At 61.8% G+C, this 20,838-nt stretch carries 16 protein-coding genes; all 16 read left to right on the top strand.

The genetic code is table 11. The annotated features are described in order from the left end of the window. Positions 1 to 112 precede the first annotated feature (112 nt). The 16 genes from rsmH to recN all read left to right on the top strand — a co-directional run bounded on the left by rsmH (position 113) and on the right by recN (position 20,764). A complete protein-coding gene (gene rsmH, locus WH87_RS16340) occupies positions 113 to 1,114 on the top strand; it encodes a 16S rRNA (cytosine(1402)-N(4))-methyltransferase RsmH (protein WP_245622453.1) in 1,002 nt (333 codons plus the stop codon). Then, entirely contained in the window at positions 1,111 to 1,494 is a 384-nt protein-coding gene (gene ftsL, locus WH87_RS16335) for a cell division protein FtsL (protein ID WP_046140493.1), read from the top strand. Before rsmH ends, ftsL begins: the two co-directional genes overlap by 4 nt. After that, positions 1,494 to 3,209, top strand: a complete 1,716-nt coding sequence (locus WH87_RS16330) for a peptidoglycan D,D-transpeptidase FtsI family protein (protein WP_046140494.1) — start codon at positions 1,494 to 1,496, stop codon at positions 3,207 to 3,209. The genes ftsL and WH87_RS16330 overlap by 1 nt, the downstream gene beginning before the upstream one ends. 24 nt (positions 3,210 to 3,233) lie before the next feature. After that, positions 3,234 to 4,679, top strand: coding sequence for a UDP-N-acetylmuramoyl-L-alanyl-D-glutamate--2,6-diaminopimelate ligase (locus tag WH87_RS16325; protein WP_046140495.1), 1,446 nt, complete (start codon positions 3,234 to 3,236; stop codon positions 4,677 to 4,679). Beyond that, positions 4,679 to 6,067, top strand: coding sequence for a UDP-N-acetylmuramoyl-tripeptide--D-alanyl-D-alanine ligase (locus WH87_RS16320; protein ID WP_046140496.1), 1,389 nt, complete (start codon positions 4,679 to 4,681; stop codon positions 6,065 to 6,067). The genes WH87_RS16325 and WH87_RS16320 overlap by 1 nt, the downstream gene beginning before the upstream one ends. 27 nt (positions 6,068 to 6,094) lie before the next feature. After that, positions 6,095 to 7,180: a phospho-N-acetylmuramoyl-pentapeptide-transferase gene (gene mraY, locus WH87_RS16315; RefSeq protein ID WP_046140497.1), complete on the top strand. Its 1,086-nt coding sequence runs from the start codon at positions 6,095 to 6,097 to the stop codon at positions 7,178 to 7,180. Positions 7,181 to 7,763: 583 nt separating this feature from the next. After that, positions 7,764 to 8,933, top strand: coding sequence for an FtsW/RodA/SpoVE family cell cycle protein (locus WH87_RS16310; protein WP_046140644.1), 1,170 nt, complete (start codon positions 7,764 to 7,766; stop codon positions 8,931 to 8,933). Beyond that, positions 8,930 to 10,039: an undecaprenyldiphospho-muramoylpentapeptide beta-N-acetylglucosaminyltransferase gene (murG, locus tag WH87_RS16305; protein WP_046140498.1), complete on the top strand. Its 1,110-nt coding sequence runs from the start codon at positions 8,930 to 8,932 to the stop codon at positions 10,037 to 10,039. The genes WH87_RS16310 and murG overlap by 4 nt, the downstream gene beginning before the upstream one ends. Beyond that, complete coding sequence (murC, locus tag WH87_RS16300) at positions 10,036 to 11,454, top strand: UDP-N-acetylmuramate--L-alanine ligase (protein WP_046140499.1); 1,419 nt, start codon at positions 10,036 to 10,038, stop codon at positions 11,452 to 11,454. Before murG ends, murC begins: the two co-directional genes overlap by 4 nt. Positions 11,455 to 11,620: 166 nt before the next feature. After that, entirely contained in the window at positions 11,621 to 12,541 is a 921-nt protein-coding gene (locus WH87_RS16295; RefSeq protein WP_046140500.1) for a D-alanine--D-alanine ligase, read from the top strand. After that, positions 12,529 to 13,524: a cell division protein FtsQ/DivIB gene (locus WH87_RS19130; RefSeq protein ID WP_052952333.1), complete on the top strand. Its 996-nt coding sequence runs from the start codon at positions 12,529 to 12,531 to the stop codon at positions 13,522 to 13,524. The genes WH87_RS16295 and WH87_RS19130 overlap by 13 nt, the downstream gene beginning before the upstream one ends. Positions 13,525 to 13,535: 11 nt before the next feature. Further along, positions 13,536 to 14,834, top strand: a complete 1,299-nt coding sequence (gene ftsA / locus WH87_RS16285; protein ID WP_245622451.1) for a cell division protein FtsA — start codon at positions 13,536 to 13,538, stop codon at positions 14,832 to 14,834. Positions 14,835 to 15,220: 386 nt separating this feature from the next. Next, the gene (gene ftsZ, locus WH87_RS16280) at positions 15,221 to 16,879 is read left to right on the top strand and encodes a cell division protein FtsZ (RefSeq protein ID WP_046140502.1); all 1,659 of its coding nucleotides are present in this window, start codon (positions 15,221 to 15,223) and stop codon (positions 16,877 to 16,879) included. Between the two features lie 113 nt (positions 16,880 to 16,992). After that, positions 16,993 to 17,949, top strand: coding sequence for a UDP-3-O-acyl-N-acetylglucosamine deacetylase (gene lpxC / locus WH87_RS16275; protein WP_046140503.1), 957 nt, complete (start codon positions 16,993 to 16,995; stop codon positions 17,947 to 17,949). A gap of 89 nt (positions 17,950 to 18,038) precedes the next feature. Continuing rightward, on the top strand, positions 18,039 to 18,875 hold the full coding sequence (locus WH87_RS16270; protein WP_210165695.1) for an outer membrane protein assembly factor BamD: 837 nt from the start codon (positions 18,039 to 18,041) through the stop codon (positions 18,873 to 18,875). Between the two features lie 218 nt (positions 18,876 to 19,093). Beyond that, positions 19,094 to 20,764, top strand: a complete 1,671-nt coding sequence (gene recN / locus WH87_RS16265) for a DNA repair protein RecN (protein ID WP_046140505.1) — start codon at positions 19,094 to 19,096, stop codon at positions 20,762 to 20,764. Positions 20,765 to 20,838 lie beyond the last annotated feature (74 nt).

The raw sequence follows: 20,838 nt of genomic DNA, 5'->3' as shown, positions 1-20,838 counted from the left end.
GTGCAAAATGCATCACGAGACCCGCATAGGAAACAGAATCTTAAGCGTGTTTGCGCAATGTGGCCCAATGTTTACCAGACCGGCCCCGGCCGGGAGCGGAGTAGTGGCCTATATGGGCAAGCGTTCCATGCCCGAAACCAGTGAAAATGCTGGCCCCCATGTCCCCGTCCTGTTGGATGAGGTTATCGCGGCCCTTTCCCCACTGGACGGCAAGCGTATCGTCGACGGCACCTTTGGAGCAGGGGGATATTCCCGTGCTTTGCTGGAGGCTGGCGCGATTGTGATCGCGATTGATCGCGATCCCAGTGTGCAGCCTTTTGCCGATGCGTTGCTGGCCGAATTTGAAGGCCGCTTTGTCTTTGTGCCGGGCACGTTCTCCGAGCTCGATACCCTCGCCGCCGAGCATGGCCCCATCGATGGCGTCGTGCTCGATATCGGCGTGTCCTCAATGCAGCTCGACCAGGCTGAGCGCGGCTTTTCCTTCATGCGCGAGGGTCCGCTGGACATGCGCATGAGCGGGCAGGGCGAAAGCGCCGCCGATCTGGTCAATACGCTCGATGCAGGGCCGCTGGCCAATCTGCTCTATGCCTTTGGCGAAGAGCGCAAGTCGCGCCGCATCGCGCAGTTCATCGTGGCCGCGCGCGAAACCGCGCCGATCCAGACGACGCTGGAGCTGGCCCGCATCGTGGAAAAGGCCATTGGCCGCAAGCCCGGCGATGCTCATCCGGCCACCCGCACTTTTCAGGCGCTGCGCATTGCGGTGAACGCCGAGTTCGAGCAGCTGGGCGAGGCGCTGTTTGCCGCCGAGCGTCTGCTGAGCGAAGGCGGACGGCTGGCCGTGGTCACCTTCCACTCGCTGGAAGATCGTATCGTCAAACGCTTTTTTGATCCGGATAAGGGCGGTCCTGCCCAGTCGCGCCATCTGCCACAGGTGCAGACCGAAGCGCGGCGTTGGGTCCATGTTGCCAAGGCCGCCAAGGCGGGCGAAGCCGAGCTGTCGCGCAATCCGCGCTCGCGTTCGGCCATCCTGCGCGCCGCCACCCGCTCGGCGGAAGTGGCTCGCCCGGTCAAGTTTGACGGGCTCAGTGTTCCTGTTGTGCGCGGTGCCGAATGATCCGCAATCTCAATATCATCCTGATCTTCACCAGCATTCTGATGCTGTCGGGCGTCTATGCCCTCAAGTTCTCCATTGAACATACCGCCAGCGAGCGCACGGCTCTGGCGGTGCTGATCAACAGCCAGGAGGGCGACCTGTCGCTGCTCAAGGCAGACTGGGCGGTGCTGAACCAGCCCGGCCATATCGACCCCATCGTGCAGCGCCATCAGATCGCGCTGGCCATCGCGCCGGTCAAGCAGGAGCAGTTTGGGGCTTTCGCCAACCTGCCCATGCGGCCCGCCAAGCCAAACAGTTCGGCCATGGATTCCCTGTTTGAGTCCCTCGAAGCCGGTATCGACCCCATTGATGCGATCCTCGAACTCGAGGGAATTGAATAATGGCCATCACCTCCGAAGACGTCGGACCAACCATTTCGCTCGACGGCGCCCGCAAGGTGCGCGGCAACCTCACTCAGGCCCGCATCCGCTGGATGGTGCTGGCTATGGTGCTGGGGTTTGGGCTGGTCGGCGCGCGGTTGGTGCAGTTGGGCATGGTGGAAACGGATTCCACCATCGAAGGGCAGGCCCGCGACGCCATTCAGGCCTCGCGTCCGCCGATCCTTGATCGCAATGGCCTCGAAATGGCCGTCGATATTCGCGTGCCCTCGCTCTATGCCGAGCCGCGCCGCATTATCGACGTTGAAGAAGCCGTGCGCAAAATCCGCACTGTGCTGCCTGATCTGAATGAAAAGTGGCTGCGTGATCGTCTGACCGGGGACAAGGGCTTCGTCTGGGTGCAGCGCGAACTGTCGCCATCGATCCAGGAGCGCATCATGCGCCTGGGTATTCCGGGCATCGACTTCATCACCGAGTCCAAGCGCTTTTATCCCGGCATGACAGAGGCGTCGCACATCCTTGGCTCGACCAATATCGACAATCAGGGCATTGCCGGCATCGAACGTCACATGGACGTTGAAGACCTTGCCCTGCTGCAGGAACTCGGTTTGGCGCGCGGCAATGCGCTGACGCCGGTTGAGCTGTCGGTGGATATGCGCGTTCAGCACGTCATGCACGAACAGCTGCTCGACGCCATGAAGCGCTATCAGGCGATTGCGGCGGCAGGCGTTATGGTCGATGTCCATACCGGCGAAGTCATCGCGCTGGCCTCGGTTCCCGATTTCAACCCGAACGATCCCAAGACCGCGCTGGTCAAGGACACGTTCAACCGCATCACCGCCGGCATTTTCGAGCCCGGCTCGATCTTTAAGACCGTGACGCTGGCTGGTGCGCTCGATAGCGGCGCCGTGCGTGTCACGGACTCGTTCGATGCGCGCTTCGGTGTGCGCTTTGGCCGGTTCACCATTACCGACTTCCACGGCAAAAACCGCATTCTGAGCCTGCCGGAAGTCTACAAGTTCTCGTCCAATATCGGCACGATCCGCGTCATGCAGGCCATGGGCAAGGACAATTTCCGTGCCTTCCTCAGCACGATGGGTTTTGACAAGCGGGTACAATTCGAGCTGCCCGAAATGCGCCTGCCGACCGTGCCCAAGGACTTCTCGGAAGTCGGCGCGGCCACGGCCTCGTTTGGCCACGGCCTGTCGGTATCGCCGCTGCACATGGTTATGGCCTATGCTGCCTTTGTGAACGGCGGCAATTATGTGCCGCCCACGCTCTACAAGCGCGACCTGGCCGACGCCGAGGCGCTCTATACCCGCGTGATCAAGCCGCAGACCAGCGCTGAAATTCGCTACCTGATGCGCCTCAATGCTATTGGCACCGGCGGTTCGGGCTCGCAGATGAACCGTCTGGCGCTGGGCTATCGCGTTGGCGGCAAGACCGGCACCGCCGAAAAGGTGGTCGATGGCCGCTATTCGTCGAGCAAGGTCACCAACTTCTTTGGTTCAGCCTTCCCGCTGGACAATCCGCGTTATGCAATGATCATCATGGTCGACGAGCCCAAGGCGGAAAATCCGCAATCGGGCACGACTGCCGGCTGGAACGCCGGCACGGTCACGGGTCGTATCGTACAGCGGGTTGCGCCAATGCTCGGCATTGCGCCAGACTTCTCCGAAGTGCTTGATACCCAACTCACGCCGCCTGCTCTTAGATAGATTGATCCAGAAGGATTATCGGCCGTGTCACTCAGCGTAACCCAGTTGCTCGAAGGCTCCGGCGCCCGTCCCAAAAAGGGGCTTGGTGCCGTCTTTGGTCTCAATTCCGACAGTCGCCGAATTGAGCCGGGAGACATTTTCTTCGCGCTGCCGGGCGCCAACGTGCATGGCAATGATTTCGTGCCCGACGCTGTCGCGCGTGGTGCTCTGGCTATTGTCAGTGACAAGGCGCCGGTGGGTGATCCGGGCATTCCCGTCATCATCGTCAGCGATGTGCGTGCCGCCTATGCCCGCGCCGCCTCGCGCATTTATGAGCCGCAGCCGGAGATCACCGTCGCGGTGACGGGCACCAATGGCAAGACCTCGGTCGCCTCGTTCGTGCGCCAGATCTGGACCTTTGCCGGCATCCCCGCCGCATCCATTGGTACCCTCGGCGTCGATACCGCCACCCGCCATCTCGATGGCAGCCTCACCACCCCTGACTCCCGGGCGCTGCATCAGAACATGCGGGCGCTCAAGGCGCAGGGCATCAACCATGTGGCGCTGGAAGCCTCCAGCCATGGTCTCGATCAGCGCCGCCTTGACGGCATGCATTTCGAGGCCGTTGCCTTCACCAATCTTACGCGCGATCACCTCGATTACCACGCCGATATGGCAGCCTATCGCGACGCCAAGCTGCGCCTGTTCACCGACCTGCTGGTCGATGGCGGCCCCGCCGTGGTCAATGTCGATGATCCCGAGCATGAGCCCTTCATGTTTGCCGCGCTGGGCAATGGCTCGACGCTGCTGACCGTGGGCCGCGAGGGCGCCTATATCGAAATCCTGTCGATCCAGACCGAGGGTTATGGCCAGCGTGTCGAAGTACGTCACGTCGGCGAAAAGCTCAGCTTTCATCTGCCGCTGACCGGCGAATTTCAGGTGTCCAACGCGCTGATCGCGGCGGCTCTGGCCATGTCGACTGGCGTTGATAAATCCGTCGCTTTTCCAGCGCTGTCCGCACTCGTCGGTGCCAAGGGTCGGCTGGAACTGGTGGCCGAGCACAATGGCGCGGCGATCTTTGTCGACTACTCGCATACGCCCGACGCGCTCAAGACTGCGCTGAACTCGCTGCGTCCCTACGCCACCAATAAACTCAGCGTGGTTTTTGGCTGCGGCGGTGATCGCGACAAGGGCAAGCGCCCCCAAATGGGCGCAATCGCAAGCGAGCTTGCCGACACCATCATCATCACAGACGACAATCCCCGCACCGAGAACGCTCAGGCCATCCGCTCCGAAATCCTGGCTGCCGCCAAGGGCGCCACGGAAATCGCCGACCGCAAAACCGCCATCACAGAGGCCGTAAAAGCCCTGCAACCCGGCGATGTTTTGTTGGTTGCGGGTAAGGGCCACGAGAACTACCAGATCGTGGGAACCACCAAGACTCATTTCTCCGACCACGAAGTGGTGGCGGAGGCAATCAAGGGACTCTGATGCCGGCACTTTATACCCTCGACGCAGTTCTGGCCGCCACACGTGGCCGGGCCGAGGGCGTGACCGCCAGGGAAATCAATTCCATCTCCATCGACTCCCGTGAGATCGGGACCGATGCGCTGTTCGTCGCCATCAAGGGTGATCGGTTCGACGGGCATGATTTTGTCGATACGGCGCTCGCTAATGGGGCTGCTGCCGCTCTCGTTAGTCGAGGCGAGGGGCCCAGTCGCATCGTGGTGGCGGACGCGCTCGATGGTCTCCGCGATATTGCCAAAGCTGCTCGCACGCGCAGTCGCGCATTCATCGTTGGTGTCACCGGCAGCGTCGGCAAGACGACGACCAAGGAAGCCATTCGCACGGTGTTCGAGGCCGCTGGCAAGACCCACGCTTCGATCAAGAGCTTCAACAATCACTGGGGTGTGCCACTGATGCTCGCCCGCTTCCCTGAAGACGCGCAGTTCGGCGTGTTCGAGATGGGCATGAGCGCGCCCGACGAAATCCGCCCGTTGGCCCAGTTGGTGCGCCCGCATGTTGCTGTCATCACCACCATCGCTCCGGCGCATTTCGAGGCCTTCGGCTCGCTCGAAGGCATTGCCCGCGCTAAGGCCGAGATTTTTGAAGGGCTGGAGCCCGGCGGCACCGTGGTGCTCAATGCCGATCACGCCCAGCTCAATGTGCTGCTCGAAGCCGCTGCCGCCGCTGGTGTCAGCCGCATCGTCACCTATGGCGAGGCGCGCGGTGCCGATTGGCAGATCCTTGATTTGCAGCTTGCAGCCGACAAGAGTTTTGCCACCATCGAGCATGATGGCGAACGCCATGCACTGGTGCTGAATGTGCCCGGTCGCCACATGGTCGCCAATGCGGTCGCTGCCATGGCCGTTGCCCACCTCGCGGGGATCGAGCCATCCGTCGTGCTGCGCGCACTGGCGGGGTTCGGCGCGCAGCCGGGCAGGGGGCAAAAGCTGGTGCTTGGTCCCAAGACCAAGCCGCTGGTGCTGACCGATGAAAGCTACAATGCCAACAGCGCCTCGATGACCGCCGCGCTCGAAGTGTTCGGCGGACAGGATGCGCCGGGCGGGCGCAAGATCGCTATTCTGGGCGATATGCTCGAGCTTGGTCCCACCAGCGACCAGCTACACGCTGCGCTCAAGCCAGCCGTGCTCGCCTCTGGGGCTGAGCGGGTTTACCTCGTGGGCAAGTCCATGGCAGCGCTGGCATCAGCGCTCGGGGATAGCCGTGTGGCAGCCCATACACTGACCGCTGCGGACATGGCAGACATCGTGCTGAACGATCTTGCTTATGGCGATGCAGTTATGGTCAAAGGGTCCAACGGCGTTGGGCTGGCGGGTATTGTCGACAAGATCCGCTTGCGGTTCGAACACTCCTGACCCCGGCGAACGAGGAAATCTCCCTACATGCTCTACTTTCTCGGCCAGTTCGGTGACGCGCTCTCCGCGTTCAACGTGTTCCGCTACATCACTTTCCGCACCGCTGGCGCGGTGATCACGGCCCTCTTCTTTGTGTTCCTGTTTGGCCCCGGTATGATCGCGCTGCTGCGCCTCAAGCAGGGCAAGGGCCAGCCAATCCGAGAAGATGGCCCCGCCGGACACCTGCTGACCAAAAAGGGCACGCCCACCATGGGCGGCTTGATGATCCTCTCGGGCGCGGTGATTTCAACGCTCCTCTGGGCAAACCTCAGCAACGGCTATGTCTGGGTGGTCTTGTTCGTCACCTGCGGCTTTGGCGCCATCGGGTTCTACGACGACTATCTCAAGGTCAAGCGCATGAGCCACAAGGGCTTTGGCTCCAAGCAGCGCCTGCTGCTCGAAGCGCTGATCGGCGGCATCGCGGCCTTCGCAATTTCCCAACTGGCGCAGGGTGCCTACGGCACCTCGTTGCTGTTCCCCTTCGTCAAAGACCTCGCGCTGAACCTGGGCTATTTCTACATCCTGTTCGGCGGCTTCGTCGTCGTGGCTGCTGGTAACTCGGTCAACCTCACCGACGGTCTCGATGGTCTCGCCATCGTGCCGGTCATGGTTGCCGCAGCCTGTTTCGCGCTGATTGCCTATCTCGTCGGCAGCGTGAATTTCTCCGATTACCTGCTGCTCAACTACGTGCCCGGCACGGCCGAGCTGTCGGTTGTTTGCGGTGCGCTGATCGGCGCGGGCCTTGGTTTCCTCTGGTTCAACGCACCACCAGCCCAGATTTTCATGGGCGACACCGGCTCGCTGGCCCTCGGCGGCGCACTCGGCTCCATCGCCGTTGCCACTAAGCACGAAATCGTGCTGGCCATCATCGGTGGTCTGTTCGTGCTCGAAACTGTCTCCGTCATCGTCCAAGTCGTCTCGTTCCGCCTCACCGGCAAGCGCGTCTTCCGCATGGCCCCCATTCACCACCACTTCGAGCACCTCGGCTGGACCGAAAGCCAGGTCGTGATCCGCTTCTGGATCATCAGCTTCGTGCTGGCACTGATCGGTTTGAGCAGCCTCAAGCTGCGCTAGGGTTAGCTGCGCACACCAAATCAACACCCTCGGGCCCGCCCTGAGGGTGTTTTTGTTTGTGGAGGCCGATGTTCTCTCCGTCATCACCCAGCCCGTCCGGGTGATCCACCTTTCACCACCGCAAGACTGGATTGCCCGGACAAGCCGGGCAATGACGGCGGGGAGGGGCAGATGATCGCCCCCCCTGGTCGCCACACCCCCGATCGTCACCCTCGGGCCTGACACGAGGGCTCTCTACTTTGCGTGTGTGGAAACACCCTCGGGTCAAGCCCGAGGGTGACGAACGGTGGGCAGGGGGATCGTTTTCGCCAGCTCCCCCTCAACCAATCCCGGTTCGAATCCCCACACTCCCCCCATCGTCATCACCCGGCTTGTCCGGGTGATCCACCCCCCACCACCGCAAGAATGGATTGCCCGGACAAGCCGGGCAATGACGGTGGGGAGGGCAGGTGCTTTCGCAAATGGGCATCTCTCCCCAATTCGCAAAACGCAAATCTGGTTCGGAAATCAGTAACCATCGGCGGGCTACAATTGTAATCGATTTGTATCGAGTAGGAGGCCGGGTCACGCCGGCTGCGCCATGATGTTTTCCCGCGCCGAAAAAACGCCACTTGCCGAATGGTGGTGGTCCATCGATCGCGAACTGCTGGGGGCGCTGATCCTGCTGCTGACCTGCGGGATGGTGCTGAGCTTTGCCGCCAGCCCGCCGGTGGCCGAGCGTATTGGCCTGTCGCCATGGTTTTTCATCATTCGCCACGCCATTTTCTGCCTGTTGGCGCTGCCGGTTCTGCTCATCACGTCGCTGCTCAACCACCGTCACGCGCGCATCGCGGCGCTGGTGACGCTGGTGGTCAGCGTGCTGCTGCTGTGGGCTACGCTGCGTTTTGGTACGGAAGTGAAGGGCGCGCGCCGCTGGGTGACGCTGGCCGGACAGTCCATTCAGCCATCCGAATTCGTCAAGCCGGCCTTCGCCGTGCTGGCGGCGTGGCTGTTCTCGGAGTCGATGATCCATCGCAACGTGCCGGGCAAGATTTTCGCCACGCTGATCATGTTCGCCATTGTTGGTGCGCTGCTGCTGCAGCCCGACATTGGCCAGACAGCGCTGGTCGTCGCCACCTGGGCGTCGCTGCTGTTCCTGTCGGGCATTTCCTGGTTCATCATTTTTGGGCTGGCGGGTGCGGCGGGCGTGCTGCTGTTCGGCGCCTATATGTTCTTCCCCCACGTGTCGCGCCGTATCGATACGTTCCTCAATCCCGATGGCGGCGGCAACACCTACCAGATCGACCGTGCCCTGCAGTCGCTGCAGGAAGGCGGCTGGTTTGGTCGTGGTCCCGGTGAATCCATTGCCAAAAAGCTCATCCCCGACGCGCATGCCGACTATGTGTTCTCGGCGGCGGCTGGCGAGTTCGGCATACTGTTCTGCATCGTGCTGGTGGCGCTGATCGGCTTTATCGTGGTTCGCGCCATGATGGGCGCGCAGCGCCAGACGAGCCTCTTCGCGCGTCTTGCCGCATCAACGCTGGCTATCCAGTTTGCCATGCAATCGGGTATCAACCTGGCAGTGAACCTCAACCTCATTCCGCCCAAAGGCATGACGCTGCCCTTCGTCAGCTATGGCGGCACGTCCATGATCGCGATTGCATTCGGCATGGGGTTGATGCTCGCCTTGACCCGCACCAAACCTGAGGAACGCATGGCCACCGGCATCCCGAGCTACAAGAGCGCGATTGCGCCGTTGGCACCCGCAGAATGAAGAAGTTTATCCTTATGGCGGGTGGCACAGGCGGCCACCTTTTCCCTGCCATGGCTTTGGCGCAGGAGCTGGGTCGGCGCGGCCACGTGGTCGAGCTGATGACCGACCATCGTGTCGAGAGTTATGGCGCCGATTTTCCGGCCAGCGAAATCCACATCGTGCCCTCGGCGACGCCGTCGCTGAGCAATCCGATCAAGTTTCTCTCGGGCGGGTTCAAGATCCTAGGTGGCATTGCCGTGGCCTATGGCATGCTGCGCCGGAGCAAGCCTGATTGCGTGATCGGCTTTGGCGGCTATCCGACATTTCCGCCCTTTATCGCGGCGAACCTGCAAGGCATTCCCGGCATTCTGCATGAGCAGAACGCCGTGATGGGGCGCGCCAACCGTGCGCTGTCCCGCTTCGCTCGCGTTCTGGCGATGAGCTTTCCCAAGACCAAGTTTGCCGACAATCAGACACTGGACAAGGTCGTCACCGGCAATCCGGTGCGCGATCGCGTGCGCGCCGTTTCGACGACACCCTATCCGCCGCTCGACAGCGCTGGTCCGATCCGGCTCGTGGTGTTCGGTGGCAGTCAAGGCGCCAAGGCGCTGTCCGATATTGTCCCGGCTGCCATCGGCCTCGTTCCCGTCGAGCTGCGCCAGCGCCTGCAGATCGTGCAGCAGTGCCGCTCCGAGGACCTAGACCGCGTGGCCGAAAGCTATCGTCAGGCTAAGGTCAATGTTGAGTTGGCCACCTTCTTTGGCGACCTGCCCGAACGCATTGCCAATTGCCATCTGGTGATCGGGCGCTCCGGCGCCTCGACCATTGCCGAGCTGTGCGTCATTGGCCGGCCATCCATTCTGGTGCCGCTGCCCGGCGCGCTCGATGCCGATCAGAAGAACAACGCCCTGGTTGTGGAGGCCGCTGGTGGTGGCTGGGTGGCCGAGCAGGTCACGCTGTCGCCGCAATCGCTAGGCACTCGCCTGACCACTCTGCTGGCCGATCCGGCCACGCTGACCAAGGCCGCCGCCGCCGCCCGCTCCCTGGGCCAGCCGCGCGCCGTCGAAAAGCTTGCCGACCTCGCAGAGATGCTGAGCGTCAGGAACAATATGGAACAAAACTCATGAAAATGCCCCGCAATATCGGCCCGGTCCACTTCATCGGGATCGGCGGCATAGGTATGAGCGGCATTGCCGAAATCCTGCACAATCAGGGTTATACCGTGCAGGGGTCGGATGCCTCGGCCAATCCCAATGTGCAGCGCCTGCGCGACATGGGCATCAAGGTGGCCATCGGGCAGAGCGGCGACAATCTCGGCGCAGCCGAAGTTGTGGTCATTTCCTCGGCGATCAAGAAAGACAATCCGGAGCTGGTCGCGGCCCGCGCTCGTGCGCTGCCTGTGGTACGTCGCGCCGAAATGCTCGCCGAGATTATGCGCTTCAAGACCGCCATCGCCATTGGCGGCACCCATGGCAAGACCACGACGACCACATTGGTCGCGACCCTGCTCGATGCTGGCAATCTTGATCCGACGGTTATCAATGGCGGCATCATCAATGCCTATGGCACCAATGCCCGCCTTGGTGGCGGCGAGTGGATGGTGGTTGAGGCCGACGAGAGCGACGGCACCTTCGTCAAGCTGCCCGCCGACGTGGCCGTGGTCACCAATATCGATCCCGAACACCTCGATCACTATGGTGACTTCGAGGGCGTGCGGAAGGCCTTCCACCAGTTCGTCGAGAATGTGCCCTTCTATGGCTTCGCCGTGATGTGCCTCGACCATCCTGAAGTGCAGGCGCTGGTCGGCGAGATCAAGGATCGCCGCGTCATCACCTATGGCCGCAACCCGCAGGCCGATGTGCGCCTGGTCGATCTGGAGACGATTGATGGCGTCAGCCATTTCGCCGTCGAAATCCGCGACCGTATCCGTCAGACTCAGCTGCGCATCGACGGTCTGCAGCTGCCGATGCCGGGCGTTCATAATGCGCTCAACGCGACGGCTGCCATTGCCGTGGCCGATCAGTTGCATGTGCCCGCCGAGGCGATCCGTAAGGGGCTCAAGGGCTTCACCGGGGTCAAGCGCCGCTTCACCAAGACCGGCGTTGTCGGCGGCATCACCGTCATCGACGACTATGGCCACCACCCGGTCGAAATCGCCGCCGTGCTCAAGGCTGCGCGGTCTTCCACCAAACGCGACGTGATTGCCGTGGTGCAGCCGCACCGCTTCAGCCGCCTGCATGATCTGTTCGACGAATTCGCCGCCTGCTTCAACGATGCTGACACGGTCATCGTCGCGCCGGTCTATGCCGCAGGCGAGCAGCCGATCCCTGGCGTCACCAATGAAGAGCTGGTCAACCGCATCCGGGCGCGTGGCCATCGCGATGCACGCGTGCTGGATACGCCCGAAGAGCTGGCCGAGCTGATCGCGGGCAGGGCGGCCGATGGCGATTATGTCGTGTGCCTGGGCGCCGGCAACATCACCCAATGGGCCGCAGCCCTGCCGGCCGAGCTGGGCGCGCTGCTCGAACAAGACGTGAAGTGAGCTTTCTAATGCCTACGCCGCTCACACCATTAACCGGCGCTGCCCTCGGACTTGATCCGAGGGCCACTCTCCGCGCGGCATGTGTGGGTAATGGTCCTCGGGTCAGGCCCGAGGACAGCAATCGTGTTTTTGACAACATCACATTATCAGTAGATCGGACCTTCCCATGACCAAACACGTCGCCGTTCTGATGGGTGGATGGTCCAATGAGCGTCCGGTTTCGCTGAAGTCGGGTGGTGAATGCGCTGGCGCGCTGCGTCGCGCGGGCTATCGGGTCACCGAGGTTGATGTCGGTCGCGATATCGCTCGGGTGCTTGCAGAGCTCAAGCCAGACGTGGCGTTCAATGCGCTGCATGGCCCGTTCGGCGAAAGCGGCATGATCCAGGGTTTTCTGGAGCTGATCGAGCTGCCCTATACCCATTCGGGCGTTCTGGCGTCGGCCATGGCCATGGACAAGCATCAGGCCAAGATCGTGCTCAAGGCTGCGGGCATCCCCGTCACCGATCACGTTATCGTTCCCCGGGCCGAAGCGGCACGGGCTCATGCCATGGCAACGCCCTATGTGATCAAGCCGATTGCCGACGGCTCCAGCTTTGGCGTCCATATCGTCAGGCAGGGCGCCAATCAGCCACCGCAGGAAATCCTGCGTGAGGACTGGAATTCGGGCGAAGAGGTCATGGTCGAACGCTATATTCCGGGCCGCGAGCTGACATGCGCCGTGATGGGCGACGTGGCGCTTGGCGTGACCGAAATTGTCACCGACCTCAGCTTCTACAATTATGAAGCCAAGTATGCTCAGGGCGGCTCGGTCCACATTATTCCGGCCCAGCTGAAACCGAAAATTTACGACAAAGTGCAAAAGCTAAGTCTTGCCGCGCATGCGGCCTTTGGCTGCCGAGGCGTGACGCGGACGGACTTCCGCTACAACGACGCGGCAGGCGAAGACGGCGAATTGGTCTGCCTGGAAATCAACACCCAACCCGGCATGACCGAGACGTCGCTGGTGCCCGAGCAGGCTAAGCATGCCGGGCATTCGTTCGAAGAATTGGTCTCCTGGATGGTGGAGGACGCGAGTTGCAACAGGTAAAAAGCGAGGCATTTCTCGCTGGGGCGCGTCTGGTCAATCCACGCGCCATGCCTGTACCTGTCCGCCCCTCATCACGCCGCAAACTCACGGGCAATTTTGGCCGCGCCTGGGTGCTCCATCGCAAGAGCATGGTGCGCGGCGTCATGGCCTTCGTGCTGGTTGCCGTGGCGACGGGCCTTTATATCGTGCGCGACCCGATTGCCGTGGGCGCGACCATGCTGGCCGATATCGCCCAGGGCCGCTTTGCCGATGCAGGCTTTGCCATCGGCGAAATCTCCATCACCGGCCAGACGCTCACCTCCGAGCAGGAAATTTTTGACGCGCTGGGTATCGAGCCGCACACCTCTACCGTCAGCTTTGATGTCGAGGCTGCCCGGCAGCGCATCGCTGCGCTGCCTGCTATCGCCTCCGTTAATGTGCGGAAGACCTATCCCGGCGACGTGATCGTCAATCTCGTCGAAAAAGTGCCGGTCGCCCGCTGGCGCGTTGATGGCATTACCTTTGTGGTGGATGCCTCGGGCGAACAGATCGGCGAAGACCGTGGCGCCTATGGCGATCTGCCATTGGTGGTGGGTGATGGCGCCAATGACGATGCGCTGCCAATGATCCGCGCGCTCGATCAATATCCTGATCTCAAGAATGGCCTTGTGGCGTTGTCGCGTATCGCTGACCGCCGCTGGGACATGATCTATGACACTGGCCTACGCGTGCAGTTGCCCGAGCTGGGCACCGCTCAGGCGCTGCGCCACCTGATGAGCTACCAGTCCAATTATCAGCTGCTGGATCGCGACGTGACCGTCATCGATCTGCGCGTCGATGGGCTGGTTGCCGTGCGTCCGACCAAAACCGAAGCGGAAATGGCCAAGGCCGAGGAGGATCGCAAGAAGGCGATCATCGAGCGCGCCAAATCCGGCCAGCCTTATCCAATGCCGCCGCGCAATCTACCCTCCCAAACTCTAGCACAACCGGCCGATCCAGAATGATGACCGATGCCATGACTTCCCGGCTCCGCCCCGTCCAGCCCGGCAAGACCACGCTGGTTGCGGTGCTCGATATCGGTTCCACCAAGATCTGCTGTGTGATCGCGCGCCTTACCCCACGCGCCGAAGGCAAGGCCCTGCGCGGACGCAGCCATCAGGCCGAGGTCATCGGCTTTGGCTATGGCCCATCGGTCGGCGTCAAAAGCGGCGTCGTCACCGATATTGAAAAGGCCGAGCACGCCATCCGCACCGTCGTTGGCATGGCCGAGCGCGCCGCCGGGCTGACGCTTGAATCCGTCATCGTCAACGTCACCGCTGGTCGTTTGGGCTCGGAGACCTTCTCAGCGGCCGTGTCGCTCGATGGTCAGGAAGTCGAAAAGTCCGATATTCACCGCGTCCTGCGCGCCGTCAACGAACGCTCGGTTCGTCCCGAGCGCTCGATCATCCATGCGCTACCAATCGGTTACGCGATTGATGGGCAAAAGGGCATTCGTGACCCCAAGGGCATGGTTGGCGACAAGCTCGGCGTCGACGTTGCCGTGGTCAGCTCCGAAACTCTTGCCATGCGCAACCTCGAGCTGGTGCTGCATCGCTGCCATCTGCAGATCGAAGCGCTTATCGCTACACCTTATGCTTCGGGCCTTGCGACGCTTGTCGATGACGAAGCCCAGCTGGGCGTCGCCTGCATCGACTTTGGCGGCGCGACCACCACTGTGTCGGTCTTCAACGATGGCCATCTGGTTTACGCCGATGCCATCGCCATCGGCGGTCATCACCTGACCCTGGACATTGCCCGCCAGCTCTCGGTCAGTGTCGCCGATGCCGAGCGCCTCAAGACCTTCTATGGTTCGGTGCTGCCCGGTCAGACTGACGAACGCGACATGATCCCGATCCAGCCTGTCGGCGCCACGCATGACGAAGCGCCGGGGCAGGTGGCTCGCTCGGTGCTCACCCGCATCATGCGCCCACGCATCGAGGAAATCCTCACCGCTATCCGCGACCGCATGCAGGCAACCGGCATGATGGACGTTTGCGGCCGCCGCTTTGTGATGACGGGCGGCGCCAGCGAAATGACCGGCCTGCCAGAAGTGGCCCGGCGCACCCTCGCGCGCAACGTCCGCAACGGCCGCCCTATGGGCATTGCCGGCCTGCCTGAAATGGCCAAGGGCGCAGCCTTTGCCACCGTCGCCGGCATGCTGATCTACCCGCAGGTCTGTGCTCAGGAATACGCCGAACCCCGCGGCAGCCGCCGCCTCACCGGCACCGACGGCTACTTCGCCCGCGTCGGCAACTGGCTCAAGACGAGCTTTTAGGGGGCTGCTGAGGCCTCCTCCCCACAATGTCATTCCGGCGCAGGCCGGAATTCATTCTGTGTTCCCTCATCCTACTCAATGGTGCTGATGGCCTTCAGCATGGATCCCGGCCTGCGCCGGGATGACTCTGCGTTTGACCGAAGACCTACCACTCCACCTCAACCTCACCCCCGCATCGTCCCGCCGCCGAGTCACACGGCCACATATTCACTGCGTCCGGCCCTCTCAATTCCACGATCCCAGCGGGTGTGGTTAACAATGGGACAATACGTAACGCCACGGTGTCGCAAATTGCGTTCACGTTAACGTCCGAATGACAATTGTTAGGGGCCGGTTAACGTTTGGGAGGGTAAATCTTTACCAACACCGCCACTACGAGGCCACACATGACCATCAACCTCACGATTCCGGACATCCAAGAGCTCAAGCCTCGCATCACCGTGTTTGGTGTCGGCGGTGGTGGCGGCAACGCCGTTAACAACATGATCGAGTCCGGTCTTGATGGCGTCGATTTCGTTGTTGCCAACACCGATGCGCAGGCGCTTGCCCTGAGCAAGGCACAGCGCATTATCCAGCTCGGCGTCGGGGTTACCGAAGGCCTTGGTGCTGGCTCTCACCCAGAAGTTGGTCGTGCGGCGGCCGAGGAAAGCTGGGACGAGATCAATGATCACCTCAGCGGTTCGCACATGGTGTTCATCACCTGCGGCATGGGTGGTGGCACTGGTACTGGCGCAGCGCCCGTCGTGGCTCGTGCTGCGCGCGAGCAGGGCATCCTGACCGTTGGTGTTGTGACCAAGCCATTCAATTTCGAAGGCAATCGCCGTACCCGTCTGGCCGACGATGGTATCGATGAGTTGCATCGCCATGTCGATACGCTGATCGTTATCCCGAATCAGAACCTGTTCCGGGTTGCCAACGAGAAGACCACCTTTGCTGACGCCTTCTCGATGGCCGATCAGGTGCTGTTCTCTGGCGTTGCCTGCATCACCGACCTGATGGTCAAAGAAGGCCTGATCAACCTCGACTTCGCCGACGTGCGCGCTGTCATGCGCGGCATGGGCAAGGCGATGATGGGCACCGGTGAAGCCTCGGGCGAAGACCGTGCACGTCACGCTGCCGAAGCTGCCATTGCCAACCCACTGCTCGACGATGTGTCGATGCAGGGTGCCCGTGGCCTGCTGATCTCCATCACCGGCGGTCCAGATCTGACCCTGTACGAAGTCGATGAAGCGGCCAGCCGTATTCGCGAAGAAGTCGATCCCGATTGCAACATCATCCTGGGCGCAACCTATGATCCGAGCCTGACCGGCACGATCCGCGTCTCCGTGGTTGCCACCGGCACCGATGCAACGATGGTGCAGGCTCTTGAGCCAGCAAAGCCACATGCGTCGCGTACCCCTTTAGAAGTCCGCCGTCACGTTCCGGTTGAACCGACGCGTGCGGCGATTGAGCGTGCAGCCGTGGTCACCGCCACGCAGGAAATCGAGCAGCAGGTGGAAACCGCTGTTGCCGAAGCCATCACCTTTCACACGCCGACCCCGAGCTATGCTCACGAAGACGACGGCGTGTTTGTAGAGCCCTACATTCCAGCCGCTGACAGCGTGCATGAAGCTGACGAACCGACCATGGTCGAAGAGCAGCCAGTGCCAAGCGTCTATGTGCCGTCCCATGCCGCTCGCCCAGACGCGCAGCGCCGCATGCCGCGCACCGAGGAGCTACCAGTTGTGGCGCGCCGGACACAGGAAGTGCAGGATCGCCACGATCCTGAGCCACGCAATGCCCGTGCACTGTTCAAGCGCCTTGCTTCCAATGTTGGTCTCAACCTCGGCCAGCAGCCGGCAGCAGAGCGCGAGCCTGCGGCATATTCGCCAGCCGACGATGCGGCTGCGCGCAGTGCAATTGAAGCAGGCGGGCCAAGGGCTTCGCGCGCTTCGCACCCTGTTGAAGGTGCTCGCGGCAACCTCGATAACCATGGTCGTCAGCCCGCTGCTGCACCGACCAAGGACAGCCTGGAAATCCCGGCTTTCCTGCGTAAGCACGGTTAAGCCGGCTTTATTGAACTTCTGACAGATTGCTCGGCGCGACTTTCGCGCCGAGTTTTTTTTCGCTATGGGTTGCCGCGACCGCTTCGGGGGCCGGGGTCGGAGTACTTTCTTGCATGCATAAAACAGCAACACGTCAGCGCACATTAGCCGCTGCGATCAGTTTTTCTGGCTATGGCGTCCATAGCGCCCTCCCGGTAACCCTCACTCTCAGTCCAGCAGCACCAGACAGCGGTTTTCTGATTTGCCGCGACCTTGGTGATGGACGCATCTCGCCACCGGCGAAGGTGCATTTCTCGCGCATCACCCGCACCACGCTGTGCACCACGCTCGATCTCGGCGACAGCCTGAGCGTCGCGACCATCGAGCATGTCACCTCTGCGCTTTCGGGCATGGGTGTCGACAATGTTCTGATCACGCTGGATGGCGCCGAATGCCCGATCCTGGATGGCAGCGCGCGTCCCTTCGCCGACGCTATCCTGCAGGTCGGCCTCGTCATTCAGCCGGCTGAACGCAAGTTCCTCAAGATCATGCGCGCCGTGACCGTGCGCAACAACGACGCCTTTGCCGCGCTTGAGCCTTACAACGGCCGCGCGCTCGATCTCGAGATCGACTTCGACAACAAGGTCATCGGTCGCCAGCGGATGATTCTCGATTGGACGCCGCGCCGTTACTACGATGACGTGTCGCGCGCCCGTACCTTTGGCTTCATGCGCGATGCCAAGATTCTGCGTCAGGCCGGTTACGCGCTTGGCTCCAGCCTCGACAATTCCATCACGCTGGAAGACGACAAGGTCCTTAATCCCGGCGGTTTGCGCTACGAAGACGAGTTCGTGCGCCATAAACTGCTCGACGCGATTGGCGATCTTTCGCTGGGCGGTCTGCCGATCTGGGGGCGTTTCCGCTCGTATAAGGGCGGTCATGCGCTCAATGCTCAGGTTTTGGCTGGTCTCTTTTCGAGCGAAGCCAATTATGAGATAGTGGGCGCTGAAGACTTGCCGCTCGAGTTCGAGGCGTTCGAAGATCAGCCTGAGGGCTTGGCGGTCAATCACTACCTGCGGGCCGTGCGCTAACCCTTTGGGGCGCCGTGTGCGGCCACAGTTTTGATCCATTTTCTAACTACCCCGCGTTGCAGCGGTATTCGTTAAAGGACGGGCAGTTCGTGACAGTTGATGTTTTTGGTGGATTCACCAGCCGAACCGTTCGGTTCCTCGCAGTTGGTTTCATGGCTGTCGCTCTTGCTGGCTGCTCCATGTTCGGCCCATCCAAGATCAAGGAAGCGCCAGTCGTTCCGGCTGCGACCCTGTATCAGAAGGCGCTGGACGATATGGATCGCCAGTATTTCCAGGCGGCCATCAAGTCGCTGGAACAGCTTGAGCGCCAGCACCCACGCGATCCGCTGACCGAAAAGGGCAAGCTGATGCAGGTGTTTGCCAACTACCGTCAGGGCAAGTTCAACGACGCCATTCTGGCTGCAGACCGCTACATGGCGCTCTATGCCAACTCCAAGGATGTGCCTTATGTGCTCTATTTGAAGGGCACGTCCTACTTCAACCAGATCAAGGACACCACGCGCGATCAGCAATTGTCGCGTGATGCCATCGACACCTACACGTTGCTGATTTCGAACTATCCGAAGTCTGACTACGCCAAGGATGCCAAGGAAAAGCTGCTGGTCGCGTTCGATCAGCTGGCGGGCAAGGAAATGTCGGTCGGCCGTTACTATCTCGGCCAGGGCCAGTACACCGCCGCCATCAACCGCTTCCGCGTCGTGGTGGAAACCTGGCAGACGTCGACCCACATCGAAGAAGCGCTCTACCGTCTGACAGAAAGCTATCTGTCGCTCGGCCTCATCAACGAGGCGACGACAGCGGCCGCAGTGTTGGGTCACAACTACCCATCAAGCTCCTGGTACAAGCAGGCGTTCGAGCTGCTCGGCAAGCAGGGCCTCGCTCCCGCTGTCAACACCGGTAGCTGGATGGCCTCGCTGCGCAAATAAGCGCCGCAAGAATTTGTTGCTAGTTTGTTCCGGGGCGCTAAGATGCGCCCCGGTTCGTTTGTTTAGGCCGGTGAGCCAAACGCGGCGTCATTCCCGCGAAAGCGGGAATCTCCCTTCTTGTGCGAAAGGGGATTCCCGCTTTCGCGGGAATGACGCAGTGATGATAAGGCTGAGGCAATGACAGCGCCTCACGGCTCGAAGTTTGGGAAGTCCCGCGCATGCTGAACGCGCTTTCGGTTCGCAATATCGTCCTCATCGACCAGCTCGATCTGGCGCTTGATGCCGGCATGACGGTTCTCACGGGTGAGACCGGCGCCGGTAAATCCATTCTTCTCGATGCCCTGACGCTGGCCCTGGGTGGTCGTGGCGACGCCTCGTTGGTCCGCACGGGGCAGGAGAGCGGGCAGGTGGTTGCCGTGCTCCAGCTCGCTGCCGATCACCCCGCGCGCGCCGCCCTGCGCGACAATGCCATTCCCGACGATGAAGACGTCATTCTGCGCCGCGTGCAGTTCGCCGATGGCCGCACCCGCGCCTTCATCAATGATCAGCCTGTCTCTGCCGCGCTGCTGCAAAAGGTCGGCAGCCAGATCGTGGAAATCCACGGTCAGCACGATGATCGCGCACTGGTCGATGTCGTCACCCACCGCGCCGCGCTCGATGCCTTCGGGGAACTCGAAGCCTCGGTCTCCAAGACGCGCGATCTCTGGCAGAACCTTGCCGACGCGCAGGAAGCCGTTGCCGCCCAGAAGGCGCTGGTTGCCGAAGCGCTCGCTGCCGAAGACTATGCCCGCCACACGGTGGAAGAGCTGGGCAAGCTCAAGCCACAGCCCGGCGAAGAAACTGAGCTTGCCGAGCGCCGCCAGCAGCTCCAGCAGATCGAACGCTCGGCCTCTGACGTCACCGAGATCGACGATATTCTCAACGGCCCCTCGGCCCCATCACCGGCCATTGCCAGCCTGATGCGTCGCCTGATGCGCAAGATCGATGGGGGCGCAACACTGTTCCAGCCCATCGTCGATACGCTCGACGGTTCGCTTGCCGCGCTTGATCGCACCTCCGACGCCCTCGAAGACCTCAAGCGCGAAATGGCCTATGACCCATCCGAGCTGGAAGGTGTTGAAGAACGCCTGTTTGCCCTGCGCGCCGCGGCCCGCAAGCACCAGACGACGCCCGATGGCCTGTCCGAAGTCCTCGCCAAATACAGTGCTGACCTTGAAACCCTGCAGGGTGGAGAGACCCGTCTTGTGGCGCTCGAAGCTGCTGAGGCCAAGGCCATGGAGGCCTATCGCAAAGCCGCCGAAACGCTGAGTGCTGGCCGGACTAAAGCCGCTGGCGCCTTAAGCAAGGCCGTTGGTGCCGAGCTGCCCGATCTCAAGCTGGGTTCGGCCAAGTTCATCGTTGATCATCAGGTCGACAAGTCCCGCATCGCGGCCTCGGGCTTCGATCAGATTGCCTTTCACGTCCAGACCAATCCCGGCACGGCGGCTGGCCCCTTGCTCAAGGTCGCCTCGGGCGGTGAGCTCAGCCGGTTCCTGCTGGCGCTCAAGGTGGTGCTGGCCGACCGTGGTTCCGCGCCCGTGCTGATCTTTGACGAAATCGACACCGGTGTCGGTGGTGCCGTGGCTGATGCCATTGGCCGTCGCCTAGCGCGGCTGGCCGGCAAGGTGCAGGTGCTGGCCGTTACCCATGCCCCGCAGGTCGCTGCCCGCGCACAGCGTCACCTGTTGATTGAGAAGCAGGCCGTCAAGGAAGGCGCTTTCATGCGCACCCATGTAAAGCCGCTTGATACTGGGGCCCGTCAGGAAGAAGTCGCCCGCATGCTGGCCGGTGCCTCGATCACCGACGAAGCCCGCGCAGCGGCGAGTAAATTGCTGAGTGAAGTGGGGTAGAGTACCCCCACCTAACCTCCCCCTGAAAAGGGGGAGGGACTTGACGGTGAGTGTGGCTCTATCGTGCCCAATAC

This window comes from Devosia epidermidihirudinis, from assembly GCF_000971295.1.
In the GTDB taxonomy this organism is placed as follows: domain Bacteria; phylum Pseudomonadota; class Alphaproteobacteria; order Rhizobiales; family Devosiaceae; genus Devosia; species Devosia epidermidihirudinis.
The sequence above is the reverse complement of the archived record's forward strand: the minus strand, read 5'-3'. Positions and strand labels throughout refer to the sequence as shown.